Source organism: Streptomyces scabiei 87.22 (genome assembly GCF_000091305.1).
GTDB lineage: Bacteria > Actinomycetota > Actinomycetes > Streptomycetales > Streptomycetaceae > Streptomyces > Streptomyces scabiei.
In genome coordinates, this window is record NC_013929.1 from 156894 (window position 1) to 179025 (window position 22132).

A 22132-nucleotide genomic window follows, 5' to 3' on the forward strand; every position below is an offset into this window, starting at 1 on the left:
TTTGTCGTACGCAGTATTTGTACGCGTACGATAACTGTACTCGGGGCCCAGATCCCTGTCACCCCACGGCGGGGAGCAGGTCGGCCGCAGTCACCGCGGGTCCCGGCCGGGGGACGGCGACCTGCGGATAGCCGAGCGCGCCGGTGAGCTCCTGCCAGGCGTGAGCCACCGTCAGATGGCGCTGGGTCCCGCGCAGCGGGTCGGCGCCCTCGGCGATCCGCGCCGCCAGCTCGTCCAGGGCGTGCACCACCCCCGCCGGCCAGGCCTCCTCCAGCACCGCCTTCCAGGACGGCGCGCCGTCCGGTCCCAGCAGCTCGGCGCTGGCGCCCGGGCCGGGCACGAATCTGCCCACCGGGTCCGGCGCGGTCCGCTGCACCGGGCTCCAGACCACGGGGCCGTGGGTGTTGACCAGCGTCAGGTTCCCGGCGTCGGTGCCGACGGTGACGCGGTGCAGGAACAGACTCGTGCTGTCGTCACCGGGCTCCATCCGGTTCTCCACCCGAAGGGTCAGCGGGACGCCGGCGACCGTGGCGTCCACGGAGGTGAGCGGACGGTCACCGGCCGCGCAGACCGGGCCCAGGGACCAGGGCCGCACCCCGCCGAAGATCTCACCGAGGATGTCCAGCAGGTCGAAGGAGACCTGGACGGCGCTCATCGCGTCCACGAACACCGGCGTCCGCAGCTCCACCAGCCGCCGCGCCGCGGCGACGAACCGCCGCACGGGCTCGATGTGCGGGTAGAAGGTGTTCAGCAGGTACTGCGTCCCGGTGCCGCGCGCCGTGCGCAGACAGTCCGCCAACTCGGCCGGGTGCACCGGGTGTTCCTGCAGGACATGCACCCCGCGCTCCATCAGCTGCCGGGCCAGCTCCGCGCCCTGGCCGCCGCCGACCGAGCTGGAGACCACCACGCAGGCGACGTCCACGTCCCCGGGCAACTGGTCGACCGAGGAGTACAGCGGGACGCCGTACTCCTCGGCGAGCGCGACCGACCGGGCCCCGCCGCGGGCCACCACGCCGACGAGGCGGTAACGCTCGGGGCACCGGCGCAGCGCCGACAGGTACACCTGCCCGAAGCGGGTGCCGCACACCACGACGCGCAGCGGGCCGCACCCCGCGCCGTTCACCGCCCGGCTCCCGTCCGCCGGGTCAGCGCCGCGGCGGTCCGCGCCACGTACGGCGGCTGGACGCAGGTGAAGTGGTCCCCGGGCACGTCGACGACCGTCAGCTCGCCGAGGCACATCTCCCGCCAGAAGCCCGTCATGTCGTCCTGGAAGCCGGGGATGAAGTGGGTCGGCGCGAGCGGGCGCAGGAAGGTGATGTCGCCGGCGTAGGGCAGCGGATCGTAGGCCGTGACCGCCTCGACCGTGTGCGAGAACACCCGGTGCAGCGCCGCCACCTGGCCGACGTCGCCCAGGCCCGCCTCGGTGCGGGCGAGCGCCCGGTGCAGCTCCGCGCGCCGCTCGTCCCGGGAGCGCCGGGCCAGCAGCCGGAAGCGGTGCGCCACGGCGTCCAGCCCTTCGTCCCCGTCGAGCAGTTCGAAGGCCCCTGGTGCGAGCGCCTTCGGCGAGCGGGCCAGCGCCGCGGCGAGCGCCCGGCCCATCTCGCCCTCGTCTGCGGGCCACCCGAGGGCGTCCAGGTCACCGCCCATGACGCGGGCGAAGGCATAGTCGACCATGAGCTCGTCGTCCAGCCGGTACGGGATGCGGTAGCTGGACACCACGGTCAGCCCGCGGACCACGACCCCGCCCTCGCCGAGCGCGCGGGCCAGTTCGGCGGCGATGAGCCCCCCGGAGCAGTAGCCCACCACCTCGACCTCGCGATGCCCGGCGGCGAGCACCTCGCGGGCGTACGCGGCGCCGAGGTCCTCGACGAGCCGGTGCGGGGCCAGTTCGAGATAGCCGTCGCTGTCCGGCACGGCGAGCCCCAGCAGGGAGCTGTCGGCCGTGAGCTCCTTGATCAGCGGCCGGTACGGCACGAGGGTGCCCAGCCCCTCGTGCACCAGCAGCCGCAGCGGACCGGACCCGCCGCCGCCCAGGTCGACCAGCGCGGACCGCCGGACCGCGCCCGCGGCCGACCGGGCCGGGGTCCCGCCGCCGGAACCCGCGGGGGCCGTCAGCCGGCCGGCCAGGCCGGCCACCGTCGGGGTGTGCAGCAGCGCCCGCAGCAGAACGTCGAAGGAGACGTCGGCCGCCTCCGGCACGCATGCACGCACCCGCCCCACCAGCCGCGCCGCGAGCAGCGAGTCGCCGCCCGCGTCGAAGAACCCCCGCTCCCGGTCGGGGAGTTCACCACCGAGCAACTCGGCCCACAGCTCGGCCACGCGCCGTTCCACTCCGGGGCGCGGCGGCTCGGCCGTCCGCTCGGCCGCGCGTTCACCGCGCCGCGGCACCCAGCCGAGCAGCCGCTTGCGGTCGACCTTGCCGTTGGAGGTCAGCGGCAGCGCGTCCACCACCTGGATGTGCGCGGGGACCATGTGGACGGGCAGGCGCTCGGCCACCCACCGGCCGACCTCCTCGGCATCGAGCTCGGCGCGGTCCTGTTTGAAGGAGGCGGCGAACACGCCCTGGCCGAGCGCGGCGAACGGGTCGTCGGGGCCGGGCAGGCTCAGTACGTCCTCAGCGCCCGCCTCGACCAGCAGCCGCCGCCACTCCTCCTCGTGGACGAACAGGTTCCCCCGTTCGCGCCGGAGGTCCTCGGGCTCCTCCATCATGAACGCCTGGGTGGCCGTGATCTCCGGGTGCTCCCGGGTCATCTCCAGCAGGCACAGCCAGCCCCGCGGGGCGAGCAGCGTCCGCAGCCGGTCGATGACCCGCGCGGTGTCCCGGGCGTTGTTCAGCGCTCCCGCGCTCAGCACCACGTCGAAGGAGTTGGGCAGCAGGCCCTGCTCCCGGGGGTCCCGGTCCATGTCGAACAGGCCGAAGCTCGTCCCGGGCCGGGAGCCGAACCGCTGCCGCGCGTCGGTGAGGAAGTACTCCGAAACGTCCGTGAACAGGTACTCCACCGGCCGGTCGCCCAGCGCCTCCAGCACCGGTCCGGTGGCCGCCCCGATGCCGCCCCCCACCTCCAGCACCCGCAGCGGCCGGTCCCGCACCTCGCTCGCCACGCCGCGGACAGCGGCCGCGAGCGTCTCGAGCAGGCGTCCTGCGGCCAGGTTGTCGGCGTACCAGGCACGTGCGATGTCCTGGCTGCCGCCGGGGAAGAACAGCCGTACCGCCTCCTCCTCGCCGCGCAGCAGGGCGGGCAGGACGTCGGAGTGAGCGCGGAAGTACGCGAGCAGCGGGGGCGGACAGACTTCGGCGGGAGCGTGGGCGGCGAGGTCCGCCCAGGCCCGCTCCACCTCGGCGCGCTCGGGCGCGGCGGCACCGCGCCAGGTGCCCTCGGTTCCCTCGCGCCGGACGAGGCCGGCCCGCTCCAGGGCGTGCAGCCAGCGGCGGAGCAGCCCGTGGTGACGCTCGTCGACCTCCAGCCGGCGCGCCATTTCCGCCTCCGAGCGGGCCTCCTCGCCCGCGAAGAGGCCGGACGGGGCCAGGGCCTCGGCCATGGAGAGCACGAAGGCGTGGTTCAGCCGGTCCACGTACCCGGCGATCCGCCCCGGGTCCGGCGCGGGCCCCTGCCCGTACCCGGCGTTCACCGCGGCGGCCTCCGCCGCGACGGCGCGCGCCACCGTGGAGTCGGTACCTCCGGTGCGGACCGCCGGCTCCACGAAGGCGACCAGCGAGCGCTCCAGTGCCTCGGTGCCCTCCACCAGGACGGCGCTGGAACCGACCGCCGGGTGCTCGCCGAGGACCGCGTCGATCTCGCCGAGTTCGATGCGGTGCCCCCGGATCTTGACCTGCTGGTCGGCTCGGCCCAGGAACTCGATCTCGCCGTCCGGCAGATAGCGTCCGAGGTCGCCGGTGCGGTACAGGCGCTCCCCGGTCTCCGGGTGCCGCGGGAAGCGCTCGGCAGTGCGCTCCGGGTCGTTGAGGTAGCCCTCCGCCAGCCCGACGCCGGTGATGTACAGCTCGCCGGCGACCAGGTCGGGGCGGTCGCGCAGCGCGCCGTCCAGGACCCGGAACCCCTGGTTGGCGAGCGGGGTGCCGTACGGGATGCTGCGCCAGTGCGGCTCGACGCGGCGGATGCGGTGGTGGATCGACCAGATCGCGGCCTCGGTCGCCCCGCCGAGGCTCACCAGTTCGGCGCCCGGCAGATGGCGCCCGGCGTGGGCGGGCAGCGCCAGCGGGATCCAGTCACCGGACAGCAGCGCGAGGCGCAGCCGGTCCAGCCCGCGCGGCTCGGCGTCCAGATAGTGGGCGAGCATCTGCAACTGGGCGGGCACCGAATTCCACAGCGTCACCCCGTGCCGTTCCACCAGGTCCGCCCAGTGGGAGGGATCGCCGCGGCGGGCCGGGTCGGGCAGTACCAGGGCCGCGCCGAGCGCCGTCGGCCCGAACAGGTCGTACACCGACAGGTCGAAGCCGAGCGCGGCGAGGCCGAGGACGCGGTCGGTGTCCCCCACCGCGAAGCGCTGGTTGATGTCGTGGACGGTGTTCGCGGCGGCCCGGTGGCTGATCATCACGCCCTTGGGTTCACCGGTGGAGCCCGAGGTGTGGATCACGTAGGCGAGGTCGCCGGGCGCCACCGGATGCTCGACGGGAGTCTCCGACGACGGCAGCGGCGCGGCACCGGACACGTCGACCGGGCGGCAGCCGGCCGGCAGCGTCCGGGCCAGGTCGGGGTCGCGGACCACCGCGTACCGCGCCCCGCAGCCGGTGAGGATCCGGTCCCGGCGCACCTGAGGCTGCGCGACGTCCACCGGCACGTACACCCCGCCCGCGAGCAGGGCGCCCAGGACGCCGACCACCTGATCGCGGCCCTTGTCCATCAGGACGGCGACGAAGTCCCCAGGGTGGCAACCCGCGGTCCGCAGCTCCGTTGCCACCCGGGCTGCGCGGCCGAGCCACTCCCCGTACGTCATCGAACCGGTGGCGTCGATGACCGCCGTCCGGCCGGGGTTGTGCCTGGCGTACGCCACCAGCGGCTCGTGCAGCAGCCCGCCGGGCTCGGCGGCCGCGGTGGCGTTGACCGCGGCCCGACGCGCCCGCTGCGCCGCGGGCAGGCCCAGCGGATCGGCCGCGGCCCAGGGCCCGTCCTGCTCCGCCAGTCGGCGCAGCAGTCCGGCGAACGCCGCGAACATCTCGTCCACCAGGCCGTCGGGGAACACGCCTTCCCTGACGTCCCAGTTGACCTCCAGGCCGCCGAACTGGTCGGTGGCCTGGCAGTCGATCCACACCTGCGGCGTCTGGCTGATCCCGTACACCGGCCGGAGCCTCTCGGCCCCCTCCCCCAGGGCCCGGCCCACGACGCCGATACCACCGGTGAACACCACGGGCATCAGGGCGGCTTCGCGACCGCGCCGCCGGGCGAGTTCGCGCAGCACCTCGACACCGCCGCACAACCGGTGGTCGAGGTCTTCGAACAGCCGCTCGCCGAGGCCACGGGCCCGGTCGGCGAAGGCGGCCCGCCCCGACTGGTCCACCGCGAGCAGGCTCACCGAGGTGAAGTCACCGAGCAGCCGGTCCGCATGAGGGTGCAGCGGCATGCGGTTCAGGACGGTGAGCCCCAGGCTGAACCGCTCGCCCGCGCTCCAGCGGCCGATCGTCTCGGCGTACGCGGCGAGCACGGCGTTGGCCGCGGTGATGCCGTGCGCGGCCGCTCTGGCCTTCAGCGCCTTCCACGCGTCCTCGGTCAGCGAGGCGGCCAGGCGGCGGAACCGGGGCGGCGTGTCGGCGGGGGTGTGACCGTCGGCCAGAGGAAGGGCAGGTCCGGCGGGCAGCTCGTCGACCCGGCCCCGCCAGTAGGCGCGGTCGCGCGCATAGCGCTCGGTGTCGCGCAGCCGGCGTTCCGCTGCGACGTAGTCGCGGAAGGTGGCGTCGATGGGCGGGAGCGGGCATCCGGGCCGCTCGTAGCGGCGGTCCAGTTCGGTGAGCAGCAACTGGATGCTGATCCAGTCCAGCGTCATGAAGTCCATCGACAGGTGCAGCAGGCTGTGGTCCGCCAACCGTGTCAGCCGCACCTCGTACATGGGGCGTTCGCCCGCCGGGTGCACCCGGTGGGACAGCTCCTCGCGGACGGCGGCCGTCGCCTCGCCCACGGCTTCGGCGGAAGCCTCCCGCAGGTCGGTGACCCGGATACGGGTGTCGGCGAGGGCCGGCGCGATGCGCTGGGTGCCGTCCTGCGCGATGACCGAGCGGAGCATGTCGTGGCGCTCGACCAGGCTGTCCCAGGCCTGCTGCAGCCGGTCCGGGTCCAGGTCGGCGGGGCGCCGGAACTCCAGGTAGATGTGACAGGAGACGCCGCCGTAGTCGAAGGCCGCGTCCCGGCCGAGCAGGTAGGCGGACTGGATGTCGGTCAGCGGGAAGGGCTCGTGGCGGGCCTCCGGCTCCGCCACCCACGCGCTCGCCGGCGCGCCCGGGGCCGCGCCGCCCGCCGCTCCGGACGGGACCCGGTCGGGCAGCTCGGACAGGAGCTGCTCCTTGCTGCCGCGCAGGGCCGCGAGCCGCTCGTCCGTCATGGCACCGCGCGGCGCCCGGAAGCGCAGCTGCCGCCCCTCCCGCCAGAGCTGGATCCCGGCCAGCTCGAACTCGCTGATCAGCTCACCGACGGTCACAGCACACCCTCCTCGAAGTCACCGGCCAGGGCCTCGTCCCCCGGCTCCCTGTCCTGGGCCGCGCCGAGCAGCCCCTCGATCAGCGCGCCCAGGGCGGCGACGGTCGGCGCCCGCATCACGTCCCGCATGGGCAGTTCGACGCCGAGGGCCCGGTGCACCTCTGTCACCAGCCGGGTGGCGAGGAGGCTGTCCCCGCCGAGCGCGAAGAAGTTCTCGTCGCGGCCCACCGAGGCGACCGGGAGCAGCTTGGTCCACAGGTCGGCGACGGTCTGCTCCATGGCCCCCCGCGGCGGCTCGGCGGACTCCCGCGGCGAGTCGGTCAGCGCGGCGAGGAGGCTCTGCAGGGCGCGCCGGTCGACCTTCCCGTTGGCACTCAGCGGCAGCACGGGCAGCGCCGCGAAGTGTCCCGGCACCATGTGGGCCGGCACCCGGTCGGCCAGCCAGCGGCGGAGGTCCTCCACGTCGGCCCCGCGGGCCGTGCGGGGCCGTTCCGCGGTGAGCAGGACCTCTCCGGTGGCCTCGGCGCGCTCCACGCGCGCGTTGACCAGCCCGGCAGCGACGCAGGCCCGCGCCCACCGCTGACCGGAGCGCAGCCAGGACCCACCCGGGCCGCCGGGCCGGAGCCGGCCGGCCTCCGCCTCCAGCGGCAGGGCGATCAGGAGGGCCAGCGGGGTGAGGTGGGTGCGTTCGAGCACATGGAGCCGGCCTCCGGGCCTGAGCAGCAGCGCCATGGTGGCCGCGGCGGTCTCCGGACTCGGCATGCGGTGCAGGACGTTCGCAGCCACCACCGCGTCGTAGGCGTGCAGGTGCGCGGCGGGCAGAGCGGCACCGCCCTGGTGCACGGTGCGCACCCGGTGGCCGGAGTCCGCGAGCCGAGCGTCGGCCGCCGCCAGGAGCGTGGGGGACGAGCCGAGCAGTGTGTAGTCGACGGAGCCGGGTGGGAGAGCTGCGAGCAGCCGTCCGGCACCGAGCCCGCTCATCGCGTCCCACTCGCCGACCGTCAGAGGCTGCGCGGCGTCCGCGGCGTCGGCCCGCAGGGCGGCCGCGATGGCCGCGAGGCAGTCCCGGGTCGCCGGCATCGCGTCGGCCAGGCCCTCCGGCGACAGCACCGGGTCGTCCAGCAGCACCGAGGCGTGGGCCTCGCCGGTCAGGACGGCGGTCAGCATGGGCGCCGCCCAGGCCAGCGCGTTCGCCACCGGCTCCAGGTGGCTGCCGGCCGTCCGCTCCCGCAGTTCCCCGAACCGCCCCGGGGCGCGCACCTCGGCCCAGCGCGCGCCCGGACGGACCGCGGCGCCGTCACGCCGGACGACCTCCTGCCGGGCGAGCCGGTCGAGCCAGGCGTCCAGGACGGGGCGCTGTTCGGCGCGCACCGGCAGGGTCCCGGCCGGGGCCGTGGCGGGCGTCACCAGGGGAGCGATCACCTCGGCCAGTACCGCCTCGACGAGCCCTTGTTCGAGCGGGTCGGCCTCGGGCGCGGGTCCGCTGTCCGCGTGCGGCGACGGGCCGGCGTCCTCGGCGCCACTGTCCTGGCCCGCGTCGTGCGGGGCGCGCTCCACGACCGCGGCGACCAGTTCGCGGCGGCGGTCGCCGACGGTGACGACGACCGCCGAGGAGACCTCGGGATGCGACTGCAGAGCGGCCTCGATCTCGCCGAGTTCGACCCGGAAGCCGTTGATCTTCACCTGGTGGTCCAGCCGCCCCAGGAACTCCAGGTTCCCGTCGGGCCAGTAGCGGCCCAGGTCGCCGGTGCGGTACCAGCGTTCCCCCGCCACCACGGGGAACCGTTCCGTCGTCAGGGCGGCGTCCCCGCGGTACCCGAGGGCCACACCGTCGCCGCCGATCCACAGCTCGCCCGGTACCCAGTCGGGGCACTCGCGGCCCCGGCCGTCGACGACACGGAACCTCTGGTTGCGCAGCGGCTTTCCGTAGGGGACGGACACCCAGTGCGCGGGTACCTCGGTGACCTCGTACGCGTTGGACCAGATCGCGGCCTCGGTGGCGCCGCCGAGCCCGACGAGGCGACATCGCCCGTGCGTCGCGGCGTCCAGCCGTCCGGGCAGGTCGAGGCCGATCCAGTCGCCCGACAGCAGGGCCAGCCGCAGCGAGGCGGGCAGCGCGTTCCCGTCCGCCGCGGTGAGCGCCATGTCGAGCAGCGCGGGAACGCTGTTCCAGACCGTCACCCCGTGCCGGGCGCACAGGGCCAGCCACCGGCTCGCGTCCCGCCGGTCGGACTCGTCCACCAGGACCAGGGCACCCCCCTCGGACAGCAGCCCGAAGATGTCCCACACCGAGAGATCGAAGTCCAGGGCGGAGACGGCCAGCACCCGGTCGCCGGCGCCGATGCCGAACCGCTCGTCGATGTCCTCGACGGTGTTGACCGCGGCCCGGTGACTCACCTCGACGCCCTTGGGCGTGCCGGTGGAACCGGAGGTGAAGATGACGTACGAGGTGTCGTCCGGAGCGGCGGGCACCGGTGCGTCGAGCGGTTCGCCGGCCAGCGCCTCGTCGAGGGTGAGCACCTCGGCGGCGCCCCCCGGCGACCGGGGCAGCCCGGTGCCGTCCAGGACGAGCCGGGCGCCGCTGAGCTCCAGGATGCGGGTGCGGCGGGCGGCCGGCTGGTCGACGCCGACGGGTACGTAGGCGGCTCCCGCGGCGAGGACGCCGAGGACCGCGGCGATCTGGTCCGGGCCCTTGGGCGCGGTGACCACCACGGACGTGCCCGGCCCGACGCCTCGCCGGGCGAGGGAGCCCGCGATACGCAGGGCCCGCTCGGCCAGTTCGCCGTGGGTGAGCCGCCCGTCGTCCTGCCACAGCAGCGCGGGCTCGGCCGCGCGCTGTCCGGCGCGCTCGAAGAAGGCCGTGTGCAGCAGGCGACCGCTGTGCTCGCGGACCTCGGAGTTCACCTCGTCGCGGCGGCGCCGCTGGGCGACGGGCAGGGTGAGATCCACCTCGACGGGGCCGTCGCCGGCCAGGTCGCGCAGCAGCGTCGTGTAGGCCGTCATCATCGCGGCCGGCATCTCCGCGGGGAACAGGTCGTCGACGGTGTCCCAGGCCAGCAGCAGCCCCCCGTCCCGGGTGGCGTAGACCTGGTGGTCGAGCCAGACCTGCGGGGTCTGGGAGAGCATCCAGGTCAGCTCCCCGAACCGGGCGGCGCAGGCGTCCGGGACCAGCGGGGCGTCGAGGTTGCAGGCGAAGACGACGGGCGCGCTGCGGGGCGCGTCCCCGTCGGCGCGGACGAAGTCGCGCAGCACGTCCACACCGGTGTACGCGGCATGCGCCACGTCCTCGTGGAGCTGCCGCTGCACGGCTCGGGCGCGCTCGGCGAAGTCGTCCCCGCGAATGAGGTCGACCTCCAGCAGGACCAGGCTGGTGAAGTCGGCGACGATGCGCCCGATCTGGGGGTGCGCCTCGAGATCGCGGTCGAAGAGGGGCAGGTTGAGCAGGAACCGGTCCTCGCCGCTGAAGCGGGCGAGGACCTCGGAGAAGGCCGTGGCGAGCAGGACGGCGGGGGTGACACCGGCCCGAGCGGCCCGCTGCCGCAGGGCGCGCCACTCGCCGGGTGCCAGTTCGTGGGTGCGCCGCACGAAGCGGGTGACCGGGAGGGCGGCGGGCTCGACGGCGAGCGGCAGCCGGGGACCGCCGGGCAGCTCCGGCAGCCGCCGCTGCCAGTAGGCGCGCGCCGTCTCGCGCTCGCTCCGCCGGGTCTCGGCGCGTTCGGCGAGATACCGCTGGAACGTGTACGCCGGCCCGCTCACCGACGTGGGGTCCTCGTACAGCGCGGCCAGGTCGGCGAGCAGCAGCCGGATGCTGTGCACATCGGCGACGAGCAGGTCGACATTGAGGTGCAGCCGGTGTCCGGCGCCGGGCAGCCGGCTGAGCTGGAGGTCCAGCACCTCACCGGCACCCACGTCCAGGCGGCGGTGCGAGAGCCGGCCGCGCAGCTCCTCCAGGGCGGGGGCGGCTGCCTCCGCGGACAGGCCGCCGAAGTCGTGCACGGTCAGGCCGGGCCAGGGGGACCGGGCCAGCACCCGCTGCGTCCCGTCGGCCTCGAACCTGGCGCGCAGCATGGGGTGCAGATCCAGCAGGGCTCGCACGGCCCGCTCCAGCCGGCCGGCGTCGACGTCCCGGGCGTCGATCTCGAGGTACGCGTGGCACCCCACGCCGCCCAGCGCCTGGTCGTCGCTCCGTCCGATCCAGTACGCCTGCTGCACCGCGGTGAGCGCGAAGGCTTCCCCGGTGTCGAGGACGCCGTCCCGGGCGGCCCGGCGGTCCGCCGGCTCCGGCGCGGGCGCGCCTGCGGCCGTGTTCGCCAGCAGCGCGTACCACGCCGAGAGCCGGGGCTCCTCGGACAGCCGCCGGAAGTCGACCCGGGCACCGGCGCGGTTGAGCTTGTTGGTGAGAACCATGAGCTGCATGGAGTGCAGGCCGAGTTCGAAGAGGTTCACGTCGTCGTGCTCGGGGCGCAGGTCCATGTCCAGCAGCCGGGCGACCTCCTGTCGGAGAGTCTCCGGGTCCCATACGGGAGCTGCCGTGCTCACCGGCACGGCCTTGGGCGGCACAATCTCCTGTGACATCCGTCAACTCCGGTTCGTCGGTCTGGGGCGTGCGGCTCTGCGCACCCTGGCCTGGGATGGCGGCTCAGGAGCGACCGGAAGCCCGGCACAGCCTCACATCTGCGACTGGCCAGAATCTGGATGCTTTCTGGGGGCCCGCCGACGCCGGGTCGCGGACATGCCGACCGCCCGTGTGGGCGGCACACGGGCGGTCGGGCGAGGGGGCCGCGGCCTGGCGATCAGACTCGGCCGAGCGGCAGATGGGGCTCCGGGGGGAGTTCCACCTCGATCGCGTCACCGGCGCGCACCACACCGGCCGCCCGTACGACGCTCATGATTCCCGCCTTGTGCGTGACGGCACCGGCGTCGTCCCGGCCGACGACGTGTTTCAGCAGGCCGTCCTGGAAGTCGTCGATCTGCTTGCAGGGCGTGCGCAGGCCGGTCACCTCCAGCACCGCGTCATGGCCGATCCGCAGGACGGTGCCGACGGGCAGGCCGAGCAGGTGGATGCCGCGGGTGGTGATGTTCTCCCCCAACGCTCCGGGCACCACCCGGAACCCCGCGGCGCCCCACTCCTCAAGAGCCTCCTCGGGCATCAGGTGGACCTGGCGCAGGTTCGGCCGGGTGGGATCCTGCTCGACCCGCACCCGGTGCTTGACCGTCCGACCGGCGTGGGCGTCGCCCGCCACGCCCAGGCCGGCCAGCAGGGTGATGCTCTCCCGGTTCGGTTTGCTGAACGCGTGCCCGCTGTCGCGGCTGACCGCCGTCACCGTCCCGGTCACGCGCCGGAACCTCGCACGCGGGCCCCCGCGCGCTCACGGCACGCGACCTTCGTCGCCTCGACGGTGCTGCGGGCCAACGCGATCGCGTCGAAGAGGAGTTCGCCGCGCATCGCGTCGCCGCCGGGGACGTGCTGCCGGCTGCGCAGCAGGACGGCGGCGCAGGACAGTGCGTCGCAGGCCGCGCTGATCTCCGGGGGGATGCGCCGCAGCCGCGGGGCGCGCAGCTCCGCGGCCAGCTGTTCAAGGTCGCGCACGACCGTCGCGAGGTCCACGGTCGTCTCGTGAACGGTACTCACCCAATGGCTCCCTTCTCCTCCCCGGCTCCGGGACGCCGCTCACCGGTGTCCCGGAGCGAGGGCCACAGACGTCAAGCGGACCGGTCCGTCTTCGTGACGAGGTAGTTGCCGAGCACCAGGTAGTCGATCTCCGTGCCCAGGAAGCAGTTCACCGCGTCGGCCGGCGAGCACACGATGGGCTCGCCCGCCACGTTGAACGAGGTGTTGATCAGGCAGGGCACGTCGGTCAGCGTGGTGAACCGGCGAAGCAGCGACGTCAGCAGCGGCGCGTCCTCGTCGGTGAGCGTCTGCACCCGGGAGGTGCCGTCCACGTGCGTGGCGCCGGGGATGATGTCGTGGTACTCCGGCCGCACCGGGAAGACGAACGTCATGTACGGCGAACGCTTCTTGCGGCCCATCTCGAAGATCTTCGGGGCGTCCGACTCCAGCACGATCGGCGCGAACGGCCGGAACGGCTCGCGGTGCTTGACCCGCGTGTTGATGACGTCCTTGATGTCCGGGAACTTGGGGTTGGCCAGGATGCTGCGGTGTCCGAGGGCGCGCGGACCGTGTTCCAGCCGGCCCTGGAACCAGCCGATCACGACCTTCTCCGTGAGCAGCTTCGCCACCTGGTCGACGACCTCGTCCTCGGCCAGCCGGGTCCACCGCACCCGCCCGGTGAACTCGCGCAGGGACTGCTCGATGGTGTCGCTGTCGTACTCCGGCCCGAGGTAGGGGGTGACCGAGCCGGCGAACTTCACCTCGGCGCTGGTGTCCGGGTGGTTGGCCCAGGCGTGGACGGCGGCGCCGATGACGACTCCGGTGTCACTGGCACCGAAGCTGACCGACATGTCCTCGAAGCGCGAACTTTCGAGCAGCTTGGTGTTGTTCACGCAGTTCAGCGCGAGGCCGCCCTCGAACAGCAGGTGGTTCAGCTCGGTGCGGGCCTCCAGCGCGCGGAGCTGGTGGCTGGTGACGACCGTGAGCATCTCCTGGGCCGCGGCGGCCAGGTTGGCCTTGTACTCGACGGTGTCCTCGTAGGGTCCGAAGTACTTCGCGAACAGGTCGTCGAAGGCGCGGCCGTTCTCCGGGTCGTGCGGCCGGCAGAGGGTGTAGCGCCCGTCCTCGTGCAGCTGGACGATGTGTTCGAGGAACGGGTTCGGTGAGGGCGGCTCGGCGAACCCGGAAAGGCCCATGACCTTGTACTCGTCGTTGTTGGGCACGAAGCCCAGGTACCGGGTGATGGAGGCGAAGAGGTTGCCGAGCGAGTCGTTCGCGCTGATCGTCGACTCGTCGAAGACCCGGATGCGGCCGTCGCGGATCTCACCGATCAGGGAGGAGAACAGTTCGGCGCGGCCGTCACTGATCAGGAACGCGGTGTCCTTCTGCCCCGCCATGTAGTAGCCGGTCATCGCGTGCGCGAGGTGGTGCTGCACGAACACCACCTTGTCCGGATCCGGGGTGAACCCGGTGCGTGCGGCGAAGTCGGCGAGGATCGCGTCCGGGCCGAGCGCCCCGTCGAACAGCGCGCCGAGGTGGCTCAGCCGGAGGACCTTGTCCGCCGGCTTCAGCGGAGCCCCGGCCAGTTCGGCCATCATCGCGTCGAAGACCTGGTCGGAGAATTTCCACGGTATGGCGATGAGATCGACGTCGGAGAACTCGATCCCCGCTTTTTCGAGGCACCACTTCACCGCGTCGGCGGGGAAGTCGGAGGTCTTCTTCTCCCGGTTGAGCCGCTCTTCCTCGACGGCAGCCACCAGTTTGCCGTCGATCAGCAGCGCGGCACCCGCGTCATGGCCGAGAACGTAATGCTTTTCGGTGCCGACCGCGCCATACTGCTCGGCGAAGAGTTCTGCGCCCCGGGTGAACCCGTTGCACCCCAGAACAATCATGGCAAATTCCTTCTCTGTTGTGCTGAGTCGCGCGGATACTCGAGCGGCTTGTCCCGCCAACGAATTTCCCGGCCAGGTTACGGGCGCGGATCAACCCGCCGCAATGTGCGAGATTCACCGCCGTATATGCATTTCTCACATCCGCACAAATACGTGACTGTCGAGTACAGTGAGATCCCGCTGCCGCTGACCAATTTCCGGCGGCATTCGTATGCGCCGTAATTTCGCATCGAGCCAGTCCTGGGGAGGGCTGCTATGCCATTGGACCGCATACTCCGCAACCTGATCGCCTGGCAACGCGCCGACGGCCCTCCGGTTCCGGTCCGTGACCTCGGGGTCGCCGAGGCCCGCGAGCGGTATCTCGCCAACGCGACCGGCCAGCCCCGGCGTCGCGGGGGCCCCCGCGACGCCGTCACCGCCGTCGACCGGACGGTCGACGCCGCGGACGGGGTGACGTTCCGGTGCCGGGTCTACACACCGGGGACGGACGAGGGGCGGCTGGTCACCTATCTGCACGGCGGCGGCTGGGCGCTGGGCGACATCGACAGCCACGACCAGGTCTGCCGCATCGTGGCCGCGTCGCTGGGTGCGGTGGTCGTCTCGGCCGACTACCGCCGGGCACCGGAGTTCCCCTATCCCACCCCCCTCCTCGACGCCGTCGCCGCGGCGCGCTGGGCCGGTCGCGCCTTCCCCGGACGCGAGCACGTGCTCGCCGGTGACAGCGCGGGCGCCAGCCTGGCGATCGGTGTGGCACTGGACGCGCGCGACTCCGGCGAACTGAGGTTCGCCGCCCAGCTGCTGCTGTACCCGCCGGTGGACCCGCGGCTGCTGTTCGCCGCGGCCGGCGAACACGCCGAGGGCTATCTGCTGTCCGTCGACGACATGGCGTACCACTACGACCTGTACGTCCCCGACCTGGAGCGGCGTCTCGATCCCGCGATCGACCTGCTCAGCGCTGACCTGCGGCACCTGCCGCCGACGGTGGTCGCTACGGCCGAGTTCGACCCGCTCCACGACGAGGGCGTCGAACTGGCCGACAAACTGGCCGTCGCCGGGGTGCCGGTCCGTCATGTGCCGGGGCCGGGTCTGGTGCACGGCTACTTCCTGATGCAGGACATCGTGCCCGCCGCCGCCACCCGCTCCCGGGACGTTCTCCAGGAGCTGGAGACGATGCTGCGCGCGACGCGGAGACCCGCGCCCGGGTGGTACGCCGAAGCGGTGGGGGTGGACTGAGCCGCCGGGGCGTCCGGATCGGCCGGGCGCCCGAGCCGACGAGGCGCCGACCGGGAATCTCCCCGGTCGGCGCCTCGACCCGTGGGTGGCCGCCGTCAGGAGGCGGCCCGCTTCCGGCGTCGCTCGCGCAGCACCTCCGCCACGCCCGGCTCGTGGTCGGCGTACAGCACCTTCAGTTCCTCGTCCAGGAACAGCCGTCGCATCACCACGCGCTGGATCTTCCCGCTCGTGGTGCGCCGCACCCCGCCGCGCCGCAGCAGGCATACACCGCTGACGGGGACCCCGAACTTCCGGACCACCGTCTGCCGGATCCCGTCGGCCAGAGCGCGCAGGCACTCCTCGGCCGGGCGGCCGAGGACCTCGTGCGTGACGACCAGCGCCTGCGCGGGGACGAGACCCGCCGTCGGCACGGTGAACGCGGCCCCGGCGGAGGCCAGTTCGGGGTACCGCGCCCGCAGCTCACGCTCGACGTCCTGCGGGTGGAGGTGCCGGCCGCCCACGGTCAGCACCTCCTGGAGCCGGCCCGCCACATACAGCTCGCCCTCGAGCACGGTCCCCAGGTCGCCGGTGCGAACGAACCCACTCGCCAGGAAGGCGTGTTCCGTCGCCGCCGGGTCGTTCCAGTACTGCCGGGCGAGGCTGGGGCCCCGCAGCCAGATCTCGCCGATGTCGCCGGGCTCCGCTTCGTCGCCGGTACGCGCGTCGACGATCCGCACCTCGTAGTCGTGCGGTGTCCCGCAGCTCACCAGCTCGACACCGGCCTCGGCCGGGACGAACCGGTGCCGCTTCACCTCGTCGGCGTCGACGGTCGTGACCACCGCCTTGCGCCGTGCCGCGGCGGAGACGAAGACCGTCGCCTCCGCCATGCCGTAGCAGGGGCACAGCGCGTCGTCGCGCAGCCCCGCGGGGGCGAAGCGCTTCGCGAACGCGTCCAGCGTCGCGATGTCGATCCGCTCCGAGCCGTTCGAGGCGATCCGCCACCGGGACAGGTCCAGGCCGGCCATCTGCTCCTCGGTGACCCGGGCGCAGCACAGTTCGTAGGCGAAGTTCGGCGCCGCGGACGAGCAGATGTCGTAGTCGCTGATCAACCGCAGCCAGTGGTGCGGCCGTTGCAAGAACGCACTGGGCCGCATCAGCACGCAGGTGGCGCCGAGGAGCAGCGCGGGCAGGAGCTGACCGAGCAGCCCCATGTCGTGGTAGAGCGGAAGCCACCCGCCCAGCCGCACGTCCGCCGTCAGTCCGAAGGCGCGGCGCTGGCCGTCCACGTTGTGCAGCAGGTTGCCGTGGCTGAGCACGACGCCCTTGGGCTCGCCCGTCGTACCGGAGGTGTACTGGAGCATCGCGACGGTCCGTCGGTCCGGCTCCCGCGGTGTCCAGGCCTCCGGGTCCGGCAGGGCCCCGCCGTCCGTCGCCACCACCCGGGCGCCGAGCCCGCGGGTCCGTGCCCAGACCTGGACCTCGGGCAGGTTCGCGCCGTCGGTCAGCACCACGGAGACCGCGGCGTTGCGGGCGATGCCGCTCACCCGCTCCTGCTCGTGGCGGTAGCGGCCGGGCAGCGGGGCGGGTACGGCCACCACTCCGGCGTACAGGCACCCCGCGTACGCGGCGGCGAAGTCGAATCCGGTCGGGTACAGCAGCAACACCCGGGTTCCGACCGGGTAGCGGGCGGCCAGCCAGGCGCCGATCCTCCTGGCCTCGGCGTCCAGGGCGGCGTACGACCACCGGGTGGCGCCGTCGGGTCGTTCCACGTCGTCCACGAAGATCACCGCGGTGTGTTCCGGTGTCGAGAGCGCGTGCTCACGTATCACCGCAGCAGCACTGGTGGCATGCGGCAAATCGACCATGACCCTCAATTCCTCTTTCCTGCCGCGTGCACGGCTCGATACCCCGGGACGTCGTGCCGACGCCTCGTCAGGGGCGGGTGGATGGAGTGACGGATGGGCGGGGGTGCGGCATCACGGCAGGTGGGTGGTGGCCGGCGTCGCGGGCGCCGTGGCGCCCGCGGCTGTCACCGGGGCGCTGCCCCGCTCGCGCCTCGGATCGGGGCGGCGGGCGCGCCCTCGACGAACAGGTGCCGGGCCTTGGCCCGCTGAAGCTTGCCGCTGGTCGTCTTGGGGATGCTCCGCTTCGGCACGAGATGGATCGCGGCCGGGGTCACACCGGTCCGCGAGCTCACCGCGGCCCGCACGGCCTGGCGCAGGGCCTCGTGCTGCGCGCCGTCCAGTTCGGTCTCGACGATCAGATGGAGTTCCTCGGAGTCGGCGTCCTCGGGCCGGTGCCCCACCGCGATCACGGCGCCCAGGCGCACCCCGGGCACGGTCTCGGCGGCCTGCTCGAAGTCCGAGGGGAAGTAGTTGGCCCCCCGCATGATGATCAGGTCCTTGGCCCGGCTGGTGATCCGCAGGCTGCCGTCGCGCAGGTAGCCGATGTCGCCGGTCCGCCACCAGTCCGTCGCGTCCGTCGCGGCGGCGGACTCCTCCGGCAGGTCGAAGTACCCGGTCGTGCGCGAGCGACTGCGGAACTGGACGTGTCCGATCCGGTTCTCCCCCAGGGGGTCGCCGTTGTCGTCCACGACACGGACCTCCGCGTCGGCCACGGGCACGCCGCAGTCGACCACCTGCACCGCGGTCGGGCTCTGCGGGTCGACGTCGACCACCCGTCCCCCGGTGACGGCGGTCTCCCGGTCGATGGAGTCGTACCGGAACGGCGCGTCGGGCCGCTTGACGGTGATGACCAGGGTGGCCTCGGCCATCCCGTAGCCCGGTGTGAACGCCCGTGGCGGCAGACCCCACCGGGAGAACCGCTCGACGAAGCGCCGGGCGGTGGCGGGCTGGACGGGTTCCGCGCCGCAGAACGCCATGCGCCAGCAGGACAGGTCCACTCCGTCCAGCTCCTCGTCGCGCACCCGCGAGGTGACGTAGCCGTAGGCGAAGTTCGGCGCGGCGGCGACGGCACCGCGGTAGGTGCTGATGTGCCGCAGCCACTCTCCCGGGGCGCGCAGGAAGCGGGTGGGGGGCATCAGCACCGTGCCGCCGCCGACATAGACGGGGCACAGGACGCCGGTGATCAGCCCCATGTCGTGGTACAGCGGCGCCCAGCTGACCGTCGTGTCCGCGCGCGTCCACCCGGTGGCGTCGGTCAGCTGCCTGCAGTTGGCCGCCAGGGCGGCGTGCGAGATCATGACGCCCTTGGGCCTGCCTGTCGAGCCCGAGGTGCACTGGATCAGCGCCGTGTCGTCAAGGTCCGGCCGTCGGATCGGGTGCGAGGGAGCGTCACTGGCGATGGCCCGCGCGTACAGTGCGGCACCGTCGAGCAGGGTCGCGCCCGCGAGCTCGGGCAGGGCCTCGATGACGGCTTCCGTGGTGACGACCGCGGCGGGCCGCAGATACGCCACCAGTTCCTTCATCTGGCCCGCGAACCCGGCGGCACCGCCGAACCGTATCGGTACCGCGATCGCCGTCGGTACGGCGCCGAGCAGCTGGGTGCCGAAGAAGGCGGTGAGGAACTCCACGCCCGTGGGCAGGCAGAGCAGCACCCGGTCGCCATGTCCGACTCCCCGCTCGGCGAGGGCGGCCGCACACCGGGCGGCGTTGCCGACCAGGGCGTCGTAGCGCAGGGTGTCCTCGGTGCCGGGCTCCGGGATCAGCGTGAGCGCCGATCCGTCGGAGCCGCGTTCCGCCTCTGCCAGCAGGGCGTGCCACACGCTCGGGAACGGGTCTGTCACGGTCATCCGATGTTCTCCTCGATAACGCTGCTGAGCTGATCGACGACCCACGGCCGCACCGAGACGTCGTCGGAGACGATGCGGGCGGGGTGGAATCCGTGCCGGCCGGCCAGGTCCCGGGCTGCCAGCACGCCGGCCGAGGTCAGTCCGCCGTACGACGGGCTCGACGTCGTGGGCTCGAAGCCGAGCAGAATCGTCTCGGCCAGGCAGGAGTAGAGAATCCCCGGCGGCAGTGTGATGCCCGGGAAGCGGGGCGTCTGCAGTCCGGGAAGCTGGATGCGCCCGCCGGAGACCAGGGTGACGTTCGACAGACCCGCCACCGCCGGGTGCACGTCACCGGGGACCGCGAGGTCGCAGACCAGCACCTTGCGGTCGCCGGCGAGGTGGTGGGGCAGGATCACTGGGTCGGCCGCATTGGTGGCGCTCACCACGATGGAGCAGTCCCGCAGCGCTTCGAGGTCCTCGGCGACCGACACGTCCGTGACACCGGTGAGCCGGTCGGTGACGGTGGCCAGCCGCCGCGCCGAGCCCGGCCGGCCGACCAGCACCAGCGACTCGCAGTGCGGGGCGACCAGTTCGGCCATCACCGCGCCGATGTTGCCGACGCCGCCGACGAGTCCCACGCGGCGCTCACCCGCCCCCGACTCCAGCAGCGTCAGACGCAGCAGGTCGTAGGCGCAGGCGGCGGTCAGGGAGTTGCCCGACGTCACCCTGGTGAGGTCCTCGACCACGTCCCGGGCGGCGTTGGTGACGATCGACGTGTGGCCGCCGAGACCGATGACGTCGGCACCGAGCGAGACGGCCAGCTCCACCCCGTCGAGCACCGTCCGGCGCAGCCACGGCCCTTGACCGGCCCGCAGCGCGGCATTGGCCTGGGCGGCGGTGAACGGCACCGCCACCATGACGACCTCGACGGTGCCCCGGGTCTCGGACGTGACGCGGTGCCGGACGACCTCGAACGGGTCGAGCTCCCCCTGGATCCGGTCGAGCGCGGCCGCGCACTGCTCGTCCGACCAGGGGGCCAGTTCCGGCGCCATCGCCCCCAGCTTGCCCGGCACGTCCAGGTTGGCGAGGAACACGACGCGGGGCACCTCGGCCCGGCGCGCACCGCGGCGGACCAGCCGGCTCTCGCGAGGCTGCGGCACATGCTGCCGCGGCTGCCAGTCACCGGCCGGCGGTACGGTCAGATGCTCGAGGAGCGTGGCGTAGTCGCCGTGCGAGAGCAGCCCGGCGACGTCGTCGAACGCCGCCGCGACGCGGTCCACGTCGGCCGGCTGGAGCAGCGCGGACGGCTGGACGCGGACCGTCGTCGGCGCCGACAGGGTGGGGATGACGCGGATCCGGTGCGTGTGCAGCAGGCGGCCCGCGATGAGGTAGCCCAGCGACTCGGAGTCGAACACCTCGCGCAGGAGCCCTGATTCGGGCCGCGGCAGACGGAACTCCACGCCCAGCAGCAGTCCTCGTCCGCGCACCTCGGCGACGGCGTCCGGCCAGCGGGCCGCCACCTCGTCGAGCCGTTCCCGCAGCAGCGCGCCCACGTCGCCGATCCGCTCACGCCAGTCGAGGGCCAGGCGCACCGCTGCGGCCGCGATCCGCGAGGAGAAGTCGTCGTCGGCGAAGGTGGACGTGTGGTGCCGGCCGAATTCCGGTACGTACCGGTCGGCGGTGACCAGCAGCGCCGACACCTTGGCCAGTCCGCCGCCGAGGGACTTGGAGAACAGGTAGTAGTCGGCGGCCACCCCCGAGGACGCGGAGGCGAGGAAGGTGCCCGTGCGCGCCATGCCGCACTGGATCTCGTCGAAGACCAGGGCCGCTCCATGACGGTCGGCCAGTTCACGAAGGGCCGCCAGGGTCTCGGCGGGCACCTCGTGCACGCCGGACTCCCCCTGCACGGGCTCCACGAAGCAGGCGGCGAGCGGCGACAGATGGCGTACGACGGAGTGCGGCACACCGTCGGCGTCGATCGTGACCGGGTACACCGGCAGGAGTTCCGCGTCGAGCGCGGTCACCACCGCGCGGGGCGTCCAGTCGTGCAGCCGCCGGTGCCGGGGGCCCGGTACGTGCAGGTCCGCGGGCACGTTGCCACCGTGCGTCAGCGTGCCCGCGCCGGTCGTCTTGCCGTGGAAGGCGTTCTTCAGCGAGACGAAGAGCGGGTCGGCCCGTCGCATCGCGGCGATCGTCTCCAGCCCTTCGGTCAGCAGTTCCTCGCACGGCAGCCCGGCCGCGGGCCCGCTCGCGCACAGGACGTGCCCGGCACCCTCCCTGCGCACGCGGCGCAGGATCAGCTCGAACTCCTCCTGCAGTGCGCCGAGTCGCCGCCTGCGCTCCACCGTGGCGTGCTTGACCGCGGCCTCCACCGCGTCCGCGCCGGTGCTCCCGAGGGTCACCACGTACCTCGCACCGGTCGTGGCGCCGACGGTGTCCGACAGAAGCCGGGCCAGCTCGGCGGTGCCCGGACGGAAGCTTCCCTGGGCGTTGAAGGGGACCTCTTCGTCGAGGCACCGCCGCGCCACCTCGACCAGCGCCGGATGGTTGTGCCCGAACAGCGACGAGCCCGCACCACCGACGAGGTCCAGCACCTGGTCCCCGGTGCCGGAGCCCGCCTCACCGTCCGGCCGCTCCAGCGTCAGGTGATCGCCCCGGCCGGCCCGGTAGGTGACGTCCAGATGCAGGGCGCGGAAGAGCCGGGCGAATTCCGGCCGGGCGTACCGCGCGAAATCCGAGTCGGCACTCATGCGGCGTTCTCTCCTTGCCCCGGCCGCACCATGAGCGACGCGGTGACGTGGTCGACGGCGTCGCGCAGGGTCAGCATCGACGCCGCCTGCTCGTCCGAGATCCGTATGCCGAAGGTGTTCTCCATCTCGATGACCAGATCGATGGACCGGACGGAGTCGAGCCCGTAGTCCACCAGCGGGACGTCCGGATTGATCTCGGATATGCGCAGTCGTTCGCGGAAGAGTTCTTCGATGACCTCGAAGACATCGTGGATCATTGGTTCGTTCCCCATTCGAGGCGAGATGTGAAG

The 22132-nt window shown here is 73.2% G+C and carries 11 protein-coding genes; 1 reads left to right on the plus strand and 10 read right to left on the minus strand.

Translation table 11 applies throughout. The annotated features are described in order from the left end of the window. Positions 1-58 precede the first annotated feature (58 nt). From SCAB_RS00660 to SCAB_RS00685, 6 genes are all read right to left on the minus strand, one after another. Positions 59-1123, minus strand: a complete 1065-nt coding sequence (locus tag SCAB_RS00660) for a Gfo/Idh/MocA family oxidoreductase (protein WP_012998109.1) — start codon at positions 1121-1123, stop codon at positions 59-61. Continuing rightward, positions 1120-6648: a non-ribosomal peptide synthetase gene (locus SCAB_RS00665; protein WP_012998110.1), complete on the minus strand. Its 5529-nt coding sequence runs from the start codon at positions 6646-6648 to the stop codon at positions 1120-1122. The genes SCAB_RS00660 and SCAB_RS00665 overlap by 4 nt, the downstream gene beginning before the upstream one ends. Continuing rightward, the gene (locus SCAB_RS00670) at positions 6645-11222 is read right to left on the minus strand and encodes a non-ribosomal peptide synthetase (protein WP_012998111.1); all 4578 of its coding nucleotides are present in this window, start codon (positions 11220-11222) and stop codon (positions 6645-6647) included. Before SCAB_RS00670 ends, SCAB_RS00665 begins: the two co-directional genes overlap by 4 nt. A gap of 218 nt (positions 11223-11440) precedes the next feature. Further along, on the minus strand, positions 11441-11983 hold the full coding sequence (locus tag SCAB_RS00675; protein WP_012998112.1) for an MOSC domain-containing protein: 543 nt from the start codon (positions 11981-11983) through the stop codon (positions 11441-11443). Next, entirely contained in the window at positions 11980-12279 is a 300-nt protein-coding gene (locus tag SCAB_RS00680; RefSeq protein ID WP_041668772.1) for a hypothetical protein, read from the minus strand. The genes SCAB_RS00675 and SCAB_RS00680 overlap by 4 nt, the downstream gene beginning before the upstream one ends. Positions 12280-12350: 71 nt before the next feature. Next, positions 12351-14150: a carbamoyltransferase family protein gene (locus SCAB_RS00685; RefSeq protein WP_012998114.1), complete on the minus strand. Its 1800-nt coding sequence runs from the start codon at positions 14148-14150 to the stop codon at positions 12351-12353. 255 nt (positions 14151-14405) lie between these two features. Between SCAB_RS00685 and SCAB_RS00690 the strand changes: the two genes are divergently transcribed. Beyond that, a complete protein-coding gene (locus SCAB_RS00690) occupies positions 14406-15383 on the plus strand; it encodes an alpha/beta hydrolase (protein WP_078580003.1) in 978 nt (325 codons plus the stop codon). 95 nt (positions 15384-15478) lie between these two features. Here the strand turns inward: SCAB_RS00690 and SCAB_RS00695 are convergent, their stop codons facing one another. From SCAB_RS00695 to SCAB_RS00710, 4 genes are all read right to left on the minus strand, one after another. Next, on the minus strand, positions 15479-17227 hold the full coding sequence (locus SCAB_RS00695; protein WP_049875632.1) for a fatty acyl-AMP ligase: 1749 nt from the start codon (positions 17225-17227) through the stop codon (positions 15479-15481). Between the two features lie 164 nt (positions 17228-17391). Next, on the minus strand, positions 17392-19113 hold the full coding sequence (locus SCAB_RS00700) for a fatty acyl-AMP ligase (protein WP_012998117.1): 1722 nt from the start codon (positions 19111-19113) through the stop codon (positions 17392-17394). Continuing rightward, positions 19110-21842, minus strand: a complete 2733-nt coding sequence (locus SCAB_RS00705; RefSeq protein ID WP_012998118.1) for an aminotransferase class III-fold pyridoxal phosphate-dependent enzyme — start codon at positions 21840-21842, stop codon at positions 19110-19112. Before SCAB_RS00705 ends, SCAB_RS00700 begins: the two co-directional genes overlap by 4 nt. Next, positions 21839-22099 (minus strand): acyl carrier protein, encoded by a 261-nt coding sequence (locus tag SCAB_RS00710; protein ID WP_012998119.1) that lies wholly within the window; start codon positions 22097-22099, stop codon positions 21839-21841. The genes SCAB_RS00705 and SCAB_RS00710 overlap by 4 nt, the downstream gene beginning before the upstream one ends. Positions 22100-22132 lie beyond the last annotated feature (33 nt).